Source organism: Candidatus Nitrosotenuis uzonensis (assembly GCF_000723185.1).
Lineage (GTDB): Archaea > Thermoproteota > Nitrososphaeria > Nitrososphaerales > Nitrosopumilaceae > Nitrosotenuis > Nitrosotenuis uzonensis.
The window spans coordinates 213,747-226,740 of sequence record NZ_CBTY010000009.1 but is presented as its reverse complement, the minus strand read 5'-3'; the positions used below and the strand labels follow the sequence as shown (position 1 = coordinate 226,740).

Sequence of the window (12,994 nt, the reverse complement as noted above, 5' to 3'; positions counted from 1 at the left end):
CAACTATTAAAAATATTACAGATAGGAATTCAGGCGTAAATCAAACTAGGGTCTGGCCAAGTTAGATTGCGATAAATACTCATTAGCCCGGGCTATGTATTGTTCAAGTTTGCCGATGTCTTCAGTTATGTCTGACTGAGGGTTGTCTTTGAGCTTCTTGGCAACCACTACTGTCTCAGCAAGATATGAATTGTATGAGCGCAGATGCTCTAAGAAAGCAGCATATGATTCGTTCCATTCTGTTGGTATCTCGCTTTCTAAGATCTTTATTATGAATGAATTTACTTGGGAGCGTGAAATCTCTGCAATATTGACATAGTTGTCTGGGGTTATTTGCCCATTGAGCATCTTGTTGAACTCTTCGGAGGTTGACTCTGATACTATTTTTTGCTGTTCGATTAAGGCGTCTATGTCTTGTTCTGGGTTTGAGATGACAAATCTGGTTGGGATGTCTTGAGGTATCATCCATACTGCAAAACTGGCAGCTGTAATTGCGGCTAGTACTATTCCAGTGATGATGATTCCTTTCTTTGATTTCAACTTTGTTTTTGTAGAAAATTTGGTGTTTATAATATAACTGAAATGATACAATGATCGTCAAAACTGATCGATAATTTGGATCAGAATTCGTCATCTATTATATATTAGATCATAATGTAGGCAATTTTACAAGGTACTCATCCATACTATAGTTAAATAATTTTTACAGCCTCTTGCTAAATATACGCACTTCGTAGTCCAGTCACAATGGCTCAAGCTTACTGTGTAAAATGTAGAGCAAAAAGGGACATCAAAAATCCCAAAGAAGTGAAGCTAAAAAATGGTCGACCTGCCGTAAAGGGCACTTGTCCAAAATGTGGCACAAATGTCTTCAAGATAGGCAAGATGGACTAAAGCTAACCACTCCTTTTCTTTAACTTAAGATAATATAGGCAGACTAGTCTATTTTTGGTAATGGCAAAGGCAGACTACGAAAAGCTACTCAAGCGCATTCAGGACAAAATATCAGAAAAAAAGACGGGCACGGGCGAGAGATTTGAGATTCCATCTCCAGATGTCATGTGGGAAGGGCAGCGAACTATACTGCGCAATTTCATGGACTTTCCAAAGGTGCTCAGGCGTGATGCAGACAAAATTCTACAATATCTTTCAAAAGAATTTGCAACCCCTGCAGAACGCAGCGGCGATAAGGCCATATTTGTTGGGAGGCGAGAGCCACACGACTTTACACGTTTGCTTGAAATTTATGTAAAAGACTATCTGGAATGTCCCACATGTAAGAGTCCTGATACGAAAATTGAAAAGGAAAACAGAATTTCGTTTCTTGTATGTGAGGCATGTGGAGCAAAATCCTCGCTTAAAGGTAAATATGCATAATGCGGTTTTTTGTCAGGACGTCTAACTATCAGAACAGCAGGATGCTGAATATTTGTGATGAGGATGTGCTTGAACGCGTTGTCAAAAACAATGACGTTGAAATAAGAATCAGTAAAAGCTACTATGGACAAAGACTGGTGGACGGCATGGAGGCAGAGGATCTGATGAGAAAGTCATCTATTATCAATATAGTTGGCAAAGAGTCAGTCGAAATGTCAATTGATCTGAAAATAGGTTCTAGAGCAGGAGTCAAAGTAATTGATGGTGTACCATTTCTGATTGTTTTCAAAATGTAACATCACAATTATATACAAAATTTTCTTTACAAGACTGTTGGGAAAGCGTAAAGTTCTAAATGAAAGTGAGCTTAAAGACATACAACTACCACAACAGGGTGAGCTCTTGGGTAGAGTGATAAAGCTACTTGGCAGTGATCAGGTTCTGGTAAAATGTACTGATGGTAAAACAAGGCGAGGCCGAATAAGAGGCAAGCTTAAGCGTCGCATTTGGATTAGAGACAACGATGTTGTGATAATAGCTCCGTGGGATTTCAAACAAGATGACAGAGGAGACATAACATGGAGATTCACACTCGCACAAGTTGACTGGCTTAAAGAAAATGATCATCTTCCAAAAGATTTCTAGTTTGTTTTTGCTATGCTGATGACATATGTCATCTGACGATTACGAGGATATTGTCGATTCAGATCTTGATGATCTTGAAATTGACGAAAAATTCGAGCGTATATTTGCAAAAAAGAAAAAAACACTAGATGACGGCTTTAAGAAATTCAAAACGGTAAATCAGGTTCTTGACAAATCCACAATGTTCACAATGTATGAGATGATAAACGCAAAGATAATCTCGTATGTTAACGGAATAGTAAGAGCAGGGAAGGAATCCGTTCTATTCTGGGCGGTTGGCCCGGACGGAAAGGATGTGGCACTCAAGGTGTATCTGGTATCTACGTCCAGCTTCAAAAAACGTATGCCCTACATAATGGGAGATCCACGATTCTCACGCGTCAAACATGGCACAAAGAATATGGTGTATCTTTGGGCAAAAAAAGAGTTTAGGAATTTACAACTATGTCATAAAAAAAACCTACCCGTAGTACGACCCATTCATGTAGAAAAGAACGTCCTTGCTATGGAGTTTGTTGGAAAGGATGGAGTCCCTGCTCCAACACTTCATGAAATTGAAGTGGATGAAAGCGATTATCAACAGGCAGTATCCTTACTAACTAGGTTGTATAAAGAAGCGCATCTTGTCCACTGTGACTTTTCTGAATACAATGTTTTCAAAACGGAAAATAGGCTCGTATTGTTTGATCTGGGTTCCGCAGTCGATACAATGCACCCAAATGCTCAAAATTTCCTTGAAAGAGACATTAAAAATATGTCGTACTTCTTTGCAAAAAGAGGCTTGATAGTACAAAACCCGGCTGATGTGCTAGAAAAAATAATATCATGAGCTTTGAGAAATTAATAAGAATTCCAGCTGACCGTGTAGGTGCCCTTATTGGAAGATCTGGTAAAGTAAAGGCAGAGATAGAACGAATCTGTTTTGTCAAACTTCAAATCGATAGCGAAACGGGAGAAATCGAAGTCACCAGTAACGGCGCAATTGATCAGATCCAGCCGTTTAAGGCAGTAGAAATCGTTACAGCAATTGGGCGTGGTTTTTCGCCCCATAATGCGATGAAGCTGCTCAAAGAAGAGTATTTACTGCATGTAATGGATCTGAGAGATTTTGTTGGCAAATCGCCACAACAAATTGAAAGGATAAAAGGAAGAATAATTGGAGAGGGAGGTAGGGCCAGAGTAAACATGGAAAATTTAACAAATACTAGCATTTGCGTTTATGGAAAGACGGTCTCAATAATAGGAGAACCGCATCAGATCAAAGTTGCAATCTCTGCCATCACCTCGATTTCTACTGGCAGCAAGCACGGTTCTGTTTATGGCAAACTTGAGGCAAACAGGCGAAGGGAAAAACTAGATAGACTACAGTTGTGGGAAACAGATGTCTAAAGAAACATTTAACCAAATCTCGCCTAGCGAGTTCTTCTACAGAAATAGAGATCTTGCTGGATTTAGCAATCCTACACGATCACTATATACTGCCGTAAGGGAATTTGTTGAAAACGGCCTTGATGCATGTGACCAGCACGGAATACTGCCTGAAATACATCTGACAATAAAAGCTGTCGAAGCTGAAAAACCCGATCCGAAACCATATGTGCTAACCGTCAAGGACAACGGTCCTGGAATGGATTCAAAACACATTCCACTTGCATTTGGAACTGTACTTTATGGCTCAAAGTTCGGGCTCAAGCAAGCAAGAGGAATGTTTGGGCTTGGAGCAACCATGGCAATTCTTTACGGACAGATTACTACTAACAAGCCTGTCAACGTGTCAAGCTCAATTGATGGAAAAACATCACATGAATTTGAGATGATGCTTGACATACAAAAAAACAAACCCGTTATCATCAAGCACAAAACAACAAATGCAACAAAAAAAGGACTCACCGTGAGCATAACACTGGAAGGCGATTATTCCAAAGCCGGTGCCAAAATAAGAGATTATGTGTACCAGACTTCGCTTATTACTCCATACGCAACTATAACATTTGACGATCCCAAAGGGGAAAGATTCCACTACAAACGAATAGTCAATACCATGCCCCCACCACCTACAATAATCAAACCGCACCCGCATGGAGTGGATGTTGAGACAATTAGACGCATGATACTTGATACACACTATCAGATTCCAGTTCTGGATAATGCAATGATAGACAAGGTGAAAAAAGAGCTCGGCTTGTCAAAAAAGAATCTGAATTTTGAGGGAATAATGACTAGGGCAGAAAAAAAATGGTCGTCATTATCAAGACCGGTGCGAGTGATAGTGGCAATAATGTCTTTTCTGCAAATGGATTTTGAAAAAATAATGAAAATTCGTATAGATGATGTTGATCTAGTCCACAAGCATCTAACGTACTGGGATTTCGGAGAATCAAAATCGGTGACAATTGATATGCCAAAATCAAATCCGTATTACAGACAGCTTGCAAACACAGTGCAAGGCGAATCAGTGGTGTCGTTTCTCACAAAGCGATTCCAGAGGATAGGGCAGGCTACTGCAATAAAGTTTGCAGAATTTGCAGGGTTAAAGCCTGATAAGAGGATAGGCTCACTCACAAACGAGGAGCTGGTCAAGCTAAGCGATTCACTTCAAAAATATGAAGAGTTTTTATCTCCTGATCCGAGCTGCCTTGCACCACTGGGAGAAGAGCCGCTCTCAAAGGGCATAGTACAATTTTTCAAGCCCGATTTTCATGCGGTCATACAGCGTAGCGCATCTGCATACTCGGGATTCCCATTTGTGGTGGAGATGGGTATTGCGTATGGTGGACAGATTCCCACGGGAAAGATGACTGTATACCGATTTGCAAATAGGATACCATTGTTATACGATGAGGGCAGCGACGTGGTTGTTCAAGTGGTAAACGAGATGGACTGGTCCAGATACAAGGTAAAAAACGACTCCCCGCTTGTAATTGTAAGCCATATCTGTTCCACGCGTATTCCATACAAGACAGTAGGCAAGGAAAATGTAGCTGACAGACCAGAAATTGAAAAAGAGATCCGGCTTGCATTGCAGTTTCTTGCAAGAAAGCTATCCGCATACATGTCAAAAAGGGGGCAGGCAGAAATCGAGAAGAAAAGATCGAATCTGTATCAAAAATATCTGCCGCTCATAGCCCAGTTTGCAACCGAGCTGGCCGGAAAGACTAAAGAACCTGATTACAAAAAAATACTCAAGGATTTGAACACAAATGTCGAAGTCAGCGAAGAGTAAAGCAGAAAAGATTGCATCCGCAAAGAGGGATTCTTTACTTGAATTGCTCAGAACGGAAGGTGCAAAGATATATGCTGACCTTGACAAAGGACAATTCCCACAGTTTTACGTGCCAAGTAGATCCGTTAGCAACATAGTCTATGATAAAAAACTCAGGCAATACATACTAGGTAAGGCAGCAGGGCTTAGAAGCTCGCGTAACATGTCACAGCTACGCTCCTTTACTCAGCTCATATGGCTCGCATTCTTTGCAAACAGGCTGGTTCATGAAAAAAAATCATCAACGCTCAGAGACATTTACTATTCATCACAGGCATTCGCAATTGATTTTGAGGACCAGCCAGAATCAGATAACATAATTGTGGATTTGGAGGCAGTACTTGCAAGGCCAAGAGAAGACTTTCACATATTCCCGGAAGAGCGAAGCAGTGTATTTGGGGATCTTACAATAGAGTATACAGTACCTGGTTATGAAGGAAGAAGAACTAATCTGTCGGACCATCCAGACGGATATCTTATCGGGCCCAGTTTGAGCAGCGCGGAGCTAGTTGATACGAGCGCCGAACTTGTGATTGCAATAGAGAAAGGTGGTCTTTTTACAAGGTTTGTTGAAGAAAAGGTAGACAAGAAATTCAAGGCAATAATAATAGACACTGCAGGCCAAGCACCACGTTCTACAAGATACCTGCTAAAGAGACTTCACGACCAGATGAAATTGCCTGTTGTAATACTTACCGACGGAGACGTTTACGGGGAACATATTGCAATGGTAATAAAATCCGGGTCTGCTAATGCAGCCCATCTGCGAGATCTTACAGTTCCTGACGCAAAGTGGGTTGGCGTCTGGGCATCGGATATTGAAAAATACAAACTCCCAACAATACCTATGACAGAATCTGACATCAAAAGGATATATGATTTGCAAAAGGATCCTAGATATCAGGAAGGAATATGGAAAAAAGAACTTGAAATATTTCTTAAAATAAAACGCAAGGCCGAACTCGAGGCTTTCTCAAAGTATGGACTTACAAACATCACAGACAAGTATCTACCAGAAAAACTAGAGATTGCTAAGAGCCTGTAGGCCTGCCAATTCGCAGTGTAAGCACGCCATTCCTGTACTTGAAATCTTGAATCTGCATATCTGAGGCGCCTTCTATTGGTACTTCCTTTGCAAAGTTTCCAGAGCCTCGAACGTAAAGCACTCCTTCAATCAGGCGCACAGTTATTTTGTCATCTGGGCCTGGAACTTCTGCCACAAATACGACCTCGCTATCGCCCTTTATCAGATCATACACCCAGTTTTTGCTTTCAGTGTCGCGTACAGTGTACTTTGGTTTTTCTGTCTTTGCCATCTTTTTGATGACAAATCCCCAGTAGATCATAGTAATGGAGGCAATTCCTATTAGAATGAAACTAACTGAGCCGTGACCGTATCGGAGTGACATTATGTATACTAGTCCCAAAAACAAAATGATCATTATGGGTACTATGAAGTTGAGCGAGGATGCATTGGAATAGGTTCTTTTGTAGCTGGACAACATTTCACTATCCTTTTACCAAAATATAAAGCATCAATGGGTGGTATTTTGAAAATTTCCTAGTAAAGAGGGATTTTGATTGAAAAAATGGTCGGATTTGTACTTGCAGAGATCTTACCACCGTGCTGGTTGACTATGTTTTTAACACTTGCAAGACCAAGTCCTGTACCTTCCTGCTTTGTGGTGAACAACGGATCAAATATCCTTCCAAGTACTCTCGGATCGATTCCTGGCCCATCATCTTCTACTGCTATGAGAAGATCTTTCTCAGTCTTTGATGCATGTATTACTATTTTGCCCTTCTTGGCGCCTATTGCCTGTATGGAATTGAGTATGAGGTTTGCAAAAACGACCTGCATCTTGTGAGGATCGCACAAAAATACAATATCCTCCCTTGGAAAGAAGATTGAGACATTTGATGGTACCATCATGGTCTGTATAGCGGAAATTATTATCTCGTTTAATGATGATGTTTCCTTTTTGAGAGGTGACTCTCTTACAAAATCAAGCACGCCATCAATCTGATGCGTCATCCGGAAAATCGATTTTTCTATGACTTCTATTCTCCTTTTTGTAAGCTCATCAATATTTCCGTTATTGTTATGCTTTAGGAGATGTACAGTTCCTTTGATTACTGTTAATGGGTTTTTCAGATCATGGGCAAGCCGTGATGCAAGTTCTCCTATAGCCGATAACCGCTCAGAGCGGATTATCTGTGCTGTTTTTTCTCTTATCTCATCTTCCAATTTGTGATTTGTTGACTTTAGATTCTTCTCGACTAGGAGGAATTTTGCAAGAGTTTCTTCAACACTGGTACTAAATATCTTCGAGTTTTTTTTCTCATAGTCTAACTGTTTTTCCAAGTTTGTTATTCTGTTCTGTATTTCGTTTTCCACAAGCATTGAGATACCTTTGATTATCTTGTCTGACTCAAACTCGCTTCCGAGATTTTCAAACTCGGTACCTGTTATTGGATCAGATGTGTCTTTTTGGAAAGCTCTTACATCTGCATCGAAATCTTTTTGTTTTTTGCCTATTGCCTCAATTCTGGCTTTCTGTGCTACTATCTGTTTGCTCATGGCGCTTATGCTGTCGTTGACATCTTTAATGTCCGAACCCAAGACATGGATGACTTCCTCTGCAGAGCTCTCTGACGGTGTTTTCTCAAGGTAGATCTCTTTTTGCGTTCCATCGAATGCATCGGCAGCACCTTTTGTCTCTCTGTTAAGATACTTTCTATTCAAGCTTGTATTTTGTGTGTCAGTATGGGAAGTTAAAGCCAAATGTGTTCGAAACGAACGGATGCGTTAATACGTACATTTACAGCATATTTACTTTTTATTACTGGTTTTCAGAGCACCCATATGGACAAAAACCCGAATATAAGGCCGACAAAGGGAATATTCCTTAAAGGCTCTATCATAGGGGTGATAATCACGATTCCGTCCCTAGTTGCATTCTTTGTTAGCTGGATTGTCCTTGAGGATAAGATTACTGCACTTATTGTGGGAGTAGTGGTGCATTTTATAGGAATGGGGTTTTCGTTTAAGATCTCAAAAAAACTATTCCGGATCAAGACCGAATAGTATTCTCAAAATTAATTATTCGGTGTGTGATACAAAATGCATTGAGTCTTGAAAAAATCTCAGATGATCTTGTGAGCGAGCTTAAACTCAGTCCACTCCAGGCCAAAGTATTCTTGCATGTGACACTAAACGGCAAGATGAACACTGCCCAGATTGCCAGGGATCTTGCAATAAGCCAAGATGAAGCACAACAGATTGCAAAGAGCTTGGTCGATCTTGGCGGATTTATCGATATCTCCTCGACAGATTTTGAGGCCATGCACCCACGATTTACTGCAGTGAATATGTATAGGCGGATGTGCGCCAAGCATAACATAGAGTTTAAGAAAAATCTCGTGGTCGATAACATCGGCGTGGCTTTGGAAAGACACTATGATCGTGCAAGGACTAAATAATGCTTTTTTACGCCAAAATGCAATGAGCGTGGACACGGAAACGTGCAAACATCAAATAGTCTACTTTGGAGTGACCAACGTCAACTATAACCAGAGAACTATAGGCTCTGTTGATGTCTGGAGATGTGCAATATGCAAAAAACGATTTTGTGAAGAAAAACAACTGGGAATAGACTCGATCGTTGATTATGTCGGAATGCCAAAAATTGATCCTGATGAAAAATGGGCCGTGCTCGTAAGAAAACTATTCAAGGGAAAGGATAGGTGGAAGCTTGTAAGACTAAAGCAGAACGGTACCATCAAGGTAGAAAATCCAGATGATAAAGTAATAGAACTGCCAGTCAAAAACTTTGCTGTAGATGATCCAAACCACGCCAGCTTTTTAATCGATGATCACATCAACAAGGCAATCGAAATCTAGGTGAACGTATTGGAAATTACAGTCCGTGTAAATGACGTGAAAGGAAATCAGATGGCAGCAAAAATCACTGGAACGTTTACAATTGGTGACACTACATTCAAGTTTACTGCGATTGCCTTTGGTCGAATAGGAGGACACAACATTGGAGCCAAGGTATCAAAGTCGACGGAAAAATCGCTCCAAAAACTTGGCTACGATGTGAACGAAGTAATTGACACGCTACAAAAAAATTTGGTCACTGGAAACATAATACTTCCAGAAGGACTAAGCAGAGACTCATTTGCAGACGGTTAGAATTCAGCTTCTTCTAGCGCCTTGGCGCATGAACAGCTTCTTGATTGAGGAATGAGGTCTGGTATTGATGTGAGGATCTTTTTCGTGTTCTCTACATTCTTTTTGAGTGTCTCAAGAACCTCCTTTGCAGTAACTGGTTTTTCCGCCCAAACGTCATAATCAGTTACAGTGCATATTGACGCATAGCACATCTGGGCCTCCCTGGCAAGCTGACATTCTGGAACGAGTGTCATCCCAATAATGTCTGCACCCGTGGACCGAAAGAACCTTGATTCTGCCTTTGTGGAAAATCTTGGCCCCTCAATGCAAACATAAGTTCGCTCGCTGTGTATTGGTATGTTTTGTGCCTTCGCAGCTTCTTTGAGCGCACCTTGGAGTTCAGGACAAAATGGATCTGCAACCGAGATGTGGATAACCCTGCCTTCCTCAGAAAAAGTACCATTTCTTGATTTTGTAAAATCCAAGAACTGATTTGGCAACACAAATGCTCCGGGGGCAAGCTCCTCTTTGAGGCTTCCAACTGCCGACGGTGAAACTATTCTCTTAATTCCAAGCTGCTTGAATGCCCAAATATTTGCTCTAAAGTTTATCAAATGAGGAGGGATCGTGTGTTTTTTACCATGTCTTGGCATAAATGCAATTTTTTTACCCCTGAAAATCCCCACAGTGATAGAATCTGAGGTCTTGCCGTACGGAGTCTCGACCGTGATTTCTTTCGGATCTTCTAAGAGTCCGGAATCATAGATGCCGGTGCCACCGAAGATTCCTATGTCTGCCTGTTCCACTAGTATCTCACCAGCGACTCGCACTTGTATTTTTCAATCTTTTTGATCCCTTGCAAATCCGTGAGCTCTACAATGAATGCAAATCCTGCAACTTGGCCGCCTAGCTTTTCAATTAGTTCTGCAGCAGCTTTTGCAGTTCCTCCTGTTGCCAAAAGATCATCACAGATTACGACTCTCTGATCTTTGTTAACTGCGTTTCTTTGGATCTCCATGGTTGCTTTGCCGTACTCGATATTGTATGATCTTTTGACTGTACTGCCTGGAAGCTTGCCTTGCTTTCGTATCATTATCATGCCCTTGTTGTAGCGCAGGGCCATGGCGCAAGCAAGCGGGAATCCTCTTGATTCTATCCCTGCAAATATATCTACATCATTTGTGTGAAATTTCTTTGCAAACTCGTCTACCACGTGAGACAATGCGGCCGGATTTTTCAAAATTGGACTGATGTCGCGAAACAGAATGCCCTTCTTTGGAAAGTTTGGATATTCTGTGATAATGTTCTGTAGGTTCACAAAAAATAACCTTCTGTGGAGTAATAAAAATTGTTCTTGTCTACTGTATTGTGAGTTTAGTCTCGGCGTTATCGTTTCCTAGCTTTGCCACAATTTTATACTCACCAGGATCTATGCTTCCTGGAACCTTCCACGTTATCTGGAAGCTTCCTGTACTGGTAGAGAATGTGTTAAGCTCGGCATATTTTGCTCCCTTTGGATCAAACATTGTCACAATCACAGTCTGTGTTTTTCCGCCGCCTGCGCCAACTATCTTGACAAGGTCGCCACTACGGTATGGTGTAGACTTGTCCACATTAACTACGAATGCCTGCTCTACTGTGCCTACAACTTCCACTTTTGTTTCAGCGTAATTTGGACCGCTTGTGCCCCTGACTACCCACATTCCCTGCTTTGCATCTGCGGGAATCCTGAACGTTCCTTCTGAGAATTTGCCTTCCTTGTCAGTGAATACTTCTTTTCTTTTGATTAACTCGCCTGACGGATCGTACATTTCAAGTTTGATTAGCACGTTGGGTTTTGAGGATCCAAGTAAGAGCATTCCTTCGCCAAGCAGATATGTTTGCTTGGTCGCCTGTAGCTTTATCTCGCCAGAGCCTGTTGACAGCCCTACTGCAAAGACCTCGCTTACCTGCGATTTTAGGTATTTTAGCACAACCGAATAGACTCCTGATTTGTAGCCGCTCAGATTTATCTCGTAGTCTTTTCTACCATCAAGTCCCAAAGTAACACTGTCGGTGAGTTTTGCTCTGTCTGATGGGTCTATTATCAAAAGTGACACTGCTGCCTTTGCCGGCCCTTGTATGGTGAGCCTTGCAGTCTCAGTAGAAGCATAATTTAACTTGTCAAACTTGGCAACTAACTGCTCGCTTGGAGCCTCGCCAAGTCCTATTCGAAGAATCTCGCTGTCCTGTCCCTGTGTGGCAATTACTACATACGTTCCTTTCGTCGATGTCTGCGTGGTCTGGAATCCAAAATTTATCGTGCCAGTCTCATTCACAGTAAGAATATCTGAATAAATCTCCTTTCCAATTGGATCCTTTATGAAGATCTCAACAGGTTGCGTTGTTGAGGCCGTTCCATTAAAGAGCATTCTGTCTCCTGGCTCATACCTGATTGACGATGGTGTAATTCTGATTGTCTTTGTGACTGATATGCTTATTGTTTTTGTTATGGTCTCCTGACCGTTAGTAAACTCGATTGTTCTGGTTCCAAGCTCTGCATCTGGAGGAATGACTGTCTCATGAGACCATTTTCCTTGCGAGTCAACTTGAGCCACTGCCTCGTAGATCTTTTTACCTGATGCATCCTTGGCAGTTATAGCTACTGCGGAACCGGGCTTTGCCATGCCACTTACAGTGGCAGTATCTCCTGGACCGAATATGTTACTGCCTGGGTTGACAACCAGTTTTTGCGTACTTGGGACTGTAGCAATGTTTTCCCCTCCCACAATGCGTATACTGAGCGTCTTTTTCTGTCCCTGATCATCTGATAATGCAAACTCGACTCTGCCTTCCTGCTTGTTTAATGGAATCTTTGCACGTCCCAGAACGTTGCCTGAACCGTCAGATGAAAAATCGTCAAGCTTTTCGTTGTCAATTAAAAAGTTAAAATGTGAATTAGGCGGGAACCCTTCTCCTATCACTCTGATTTCATCGCCGTTCTTGGGGCTCTCAGGAATTATCCTGAACTTTGCACTGTCCAAGTTAGTAGGCGCTGCTGGTGCTACGGGCGTTTGTGGAGTGTCTTTTGGGGTCTGTATTGAAGTATCTTGTACTGGTTTTCCTATCTCGGTTCTACCGGTTGTAAGCTCATTGCCTCTTGTATCGAGTGTTCTCCAGTTGATTGCCGGGTTACCAACTTCAGTCTTTATGCCAAACTTTACAGACTCGCCTGGTTTTAGCGGCTTTGACGATGTGAATATTAAAAGTCCTTCAGCCGACTTTGTGCCTGTCCAGCCTTTCTCTGTCTTGAACGACTTGAAATCGCCAATATCTTTTCCTAACCATATCCTGACAGTGTTTATCTCAACAGTATCGTTGTTTGTAAATTCTATAATTGATGTCTTTTCAAATCCTGTCCCCTTGGCTGCCGTCTCAGCAAATGCTGCGGGAACTCCGATAGCAACGGCTGCAAAGAGCATCAAAGCCACAAATAGCATCCTCATACTCATCTTAGAATCAATAAACATTATTTACTTACCCTTTTTGACAAT

General features: G+C 41.6%; 18 protein-coding genes. 12 read left to right on the top strand and 6 right to left on the bottom strand.

All coding sequences use genetic code 11. The annotated features are described in order from the left end of the window. Positions 1-45 precede the first annotated feature (45 nt). Positions 46-540: a hypothetical protein gene (locus NITUZ_RS06480; protein WP_048196499.1), complete on the bottom strand. Its 495-nt coding sequence runs from the start codon at positions 538-540 to the stop codon at positions 46-48. A gap of 207 nt (positions 541-747) precedes the next feature. Here NITUZ_RS06480 and NITUZ_RS10295 point away from each other — a divergent pair, with 207 nt between their 5' ends. From NITUZ_RS10295 to NITUZ_RS06445, 8 genes are read left to right on the top strand one after another with little or no spacing between them, the layout of a single operon-like run. Next, positions 748-894: a DUF5679 domain-containing protein gene (locus NITUZ_RS10295; RefSeq protein WP_239654915.1), complete on the top strand. Its 147-nt coding sequence runs from the start codon at positions 748-750 to the stop codon at positions 892-894. A 60-nt stretch (positions 895-954) separates the two neighbouring features. Next, positions 955-1,377, top strand: a complete 423-nt coding sequence (locus tag NITUZ_RS06475; RefSeq protein ID WP_048196498.1) for a translation initiation factor IF-2 subunit beta — start codon at positions 955-957, stop codon at positions 1,375-1,377. Next, positions 1,377-1,673 carry a DUF424 domain-containing protein gene (locus NITUZ_RS06470; RefSeq protein WP_048196497.1) on the top strand — a complete coding sequence of 99 codons (297 nt, stop codon included), beginning with the start codon at positions 1,377-1,379 and terminating at the stop codon, positions 1,671-1,673. Before NITUZ_RS06475 ends, NITUZ_RS06470 begins: the two co-directional genes overlap by 1 nt. Before the next feature lie 37 nt (positions 1,674-1,710). Further along, a complete protein-coding gene (locus NITUZ_RS06465; RefSeq protein ID WP_048196975.1) occupies positions 1,711-2,022 on the top strand; it encodes a translation initiation factor eIF-1A in 312 nt (103 codons plus the stop codon). 25 nt (positions 2,023-2,047) lie between these two features. Continuing rightward, positions 2,048-2,851 (top strand): serine protein kinase RIO, encoded by an 804-nt coding sequence (locus NITUZ_RS06460; RefSeq protein WP_048196496.1) that lies wholly within the window; start codon positions 2,048-2,050, stop codon positions 2,849-2,851. Beyond that, complete coding sequence (locus tag NITUZ_RS06455) at positions 2,848-3,411, top strand: KH domain-containing protein (RefSeq protein ID WP_048196495.1); 564 nt, start codon at positions 2,848-2,850, stop codon at positions 3,409-3,411. The genes NITUZ_RS06460 and NITUZ_RS06455 overlap by 4 nt, the downstream gene beginning before the upstream one ends. Beyond that, positions 3,404-5,245, top strand: coding sequence for a DNA topoisomerase VI subunit B (locus tag NITUZ_RS06450; RefSeq protein ID WP_048196494.1), 1,842 nt, complete (start codon positions 3,404-3,406; stop codon positions 5,243-5,245). Before NITUZ_RS06455 ends, NITUZ_RS06450 begins: the two co-directional genes overlap by 8 nt. Then, on the top strand, positions 5,223-6,329 hold the full coding sequence (locus NITUZ_RS06445; protein WP_048196493.1) for a DNA topoisomerase IV subunit A: 1,107 nt from the start codon (positions 5,223-5,225) through the stop codon (positions 6,327-6,329). Before NITUZ_RS06450 ends, NITUZ_RS06445 begins: the two co-directional genes overlap by 23 nt. Here NITUZ_RS06445 and NITUZ_RS06440 read toward each other — a convergent pair. Further along, the gene (locus NITUZ_RS06440; protein ID WP_177309472.1) at positions 6,316-6,786 is read right to left on the bottom strand and encodes an Hsp20/alpha crystallin family protein; all 471 of its coding nucleotides are present in this window, start codon (positions 6,784-6,786) and stop codon (positions 6,316-6,318) included. The genes NITUZ_RS06445 and NITUZ_RS06440 overlap by 14 nt on opposite strands. 59 nt (positions 6,787-6,845) lie before the next feature. Further along, positions 6,846-8,030, bottom strand: coding sequence for a sensor histidine kinase (locus tag NITUZ_RS06435; protein WP_244443833.1), 1,185 nt, complete (start codon positions 8,028-8,030; stop codon positions 6,846-6,848). 120 nt (positions 8,031-8,150) lie between these two features. Here NITUZ_RS06435 and NITUZ_RS06430 point away from each other — a divergent pair, with 120 nt between their 5' ends. From NITUZ_RS06430 to NITUZ_RS06415, 4 genes are read left to right on the top strand one after another with little or no spacing between them, the layout of a single operon-like run. Then, positions 8,151-8,372, top strand: coding sequence for a hypothetical protein (locus tag NITUZ_RS06430; protein WP_048196491.1), 222 nt, complete (start codon positions 8,151-8,153; stop codon positions 8,370-8,372). A gap of 41 nt (positions 8,373-8,413) precedes the next feature. Beyond that, complete coding sequence (locus NITUZ_RS06425; protein ID WP_048196968.1) at positions 8,414-8,767, top strand: MarR family transcriptional regulator; 354 nt, start codon at positions 8,414-8,416, stop codon at positions 8,765-8,767. A gap of 22 nt (positions 8,768-8,789) precedes the next feature. Further along, a complete protein-coding gene (locus NITUZ_RS06420; protein WP_048196490.1) occupies positions 8,790-9,188 on the top strand; it encodes a hypothetical protein in 399 nt (132 codons plus the stop codon). 51 nt (positions 9,189-9,239) lie between these two features. Next, complete coding sequence (locus tag NITUZ_RS06415; RefSeq protein ID WP_420887318.1) at positions 9,240-9,482, top strand: hypothetical protein; 243 nt, start codon at positions 9,240-9,242, stop codon at positions 9,480-9,482. Here the strand turns inward: NITUZ_RS06415 and NITUZ_RS06410 are convergent. From NITUZ_RS06410 to NITUZ_RS06400, 3 genes are read right to left on the bottom strand one after another with little or no spacing between them, the layout of a single operon-like run. Continuing rightward, a complete protein-coding gene (locus NITUZ_RS06410; protein ID WP_420887313.1) occupies positions 9,479-10,267 on the bottom strand; it encodes an S-methyl-5'-thioadenosine phosphorylase in 789 nt (262 codons plus the stop codon). The genes NITUZ_RS06415 and NITUZ_RS06410 overlap by 4 nt on opposite strands. Next, positions 10,267-10,779, bottom strand: a complete 513-nt coding sequence (locus tag NITUZ_RS06405; protein WP_048196489.1) for an adenine phosphoribosyltransferase — start codon at positions 10,777-10,779, stop codon at positions 10,267-10,269. The genes NITUZ_RS06410 and NITUZ_RS06405 overlap by 1 nt, the downstream gene beginning before the upstream one ends. A 40-nt stretch (positions 10,780-10,819) precedes the next feature. Then, positions 10,820-12,970 (bottom strand): biofilm-associated protein, encoded by a 2,151-nt coding sequence (locus NITUZ_RS06400; protein ID WP_155991437.1) that lies wholly within the window; start codon positions 12,968-12,970, stop codon positions 10,820-10,822. Positions 12,971-12,994 lie beyond the last annotated feature (24 nt).

Excerpts from the sequence above, each read along its gene's own strand:
- NITUZ_RS10295 (WP_239654915.1), top strand. The coding sequence starts at position 748 with ATGGCTCAAGCTTACTGTGTAAAATGTAGAGCAAAAAGGGACATCAAA.
- NITUZ_RS06475 (WP_048196498.1), top strand. The coding sequence starts at position 955 with ATGGCAAAGGCAGACTACGAAAAGCTACTCAAGCGCATTCAGGACAAA.
- NITUZ_RS06470 (WP_048196497.1), top strand. The coding sequence starts at position 1,377 with ATGCGGTTTTTTGTCAGGACGTCTAACTATCAGAACAGCAGGATGCTG.
- NITUZ_RS06460 (WP_048196496.1), top strand. The coding sequence starts at position 2,048 with ATGTCATCTGACGATTACGAGGATATTGTCGATTCAGATCTTGATGAT.
- NITUZ_RS06455 (WP_048196495.1), top strand. The coding sequence starts at position 2,848 with ATGAGCTTTGAGAAATTAATAAGAATTCCAGCTGACCGTGTAGGTGCC.
- NITUZ_RS06450 (WP_048196494.1), top strand. The coding sequence starts at position 3,404 with ATGTCTAAAGAAACATTTAACCAAATCTCGCCTAGCGAGTTCTTCTAC.
- NITUZ_RS06445 (WP_048196493.1), top strand. The coding sequence starts at position 5,223 with ATGTCGAAGTCAGCGAAGAGTAAAGCAGAAAAGATTGCATCCGCAAAG.
- NITUZ_RS06430 (WP_048196491.1), top strand. The coding sequence starts at position 8,151 with ATGGACAAAAACCCGAATATAAGGCCGACAAAGGGAATATTCCTTAAA.
- NITUZ_RS06420 (WP_048196490.1), top strand. The coding sequence starts at position 8,790 with ATGAGCGTGGACACGGAAACGTGCAAACATCAAATAGTCTACTTTGGA.
- NITUZ_RS06415 (WP_420887318.1), top strand. The coding sequence starts at position 9,240 with ATGGCAGCAAAAATCACTGGAACGTTTACAATTGGTGACACTACATTC.
- NITUZ_RS06400 (WP_155991437.1), bottom strand. The coding sequence starts at position 12,970 with ATGTTTATTGATTCTAAGATGAGTATGAGGATGCTATTTGTGGCTTTG.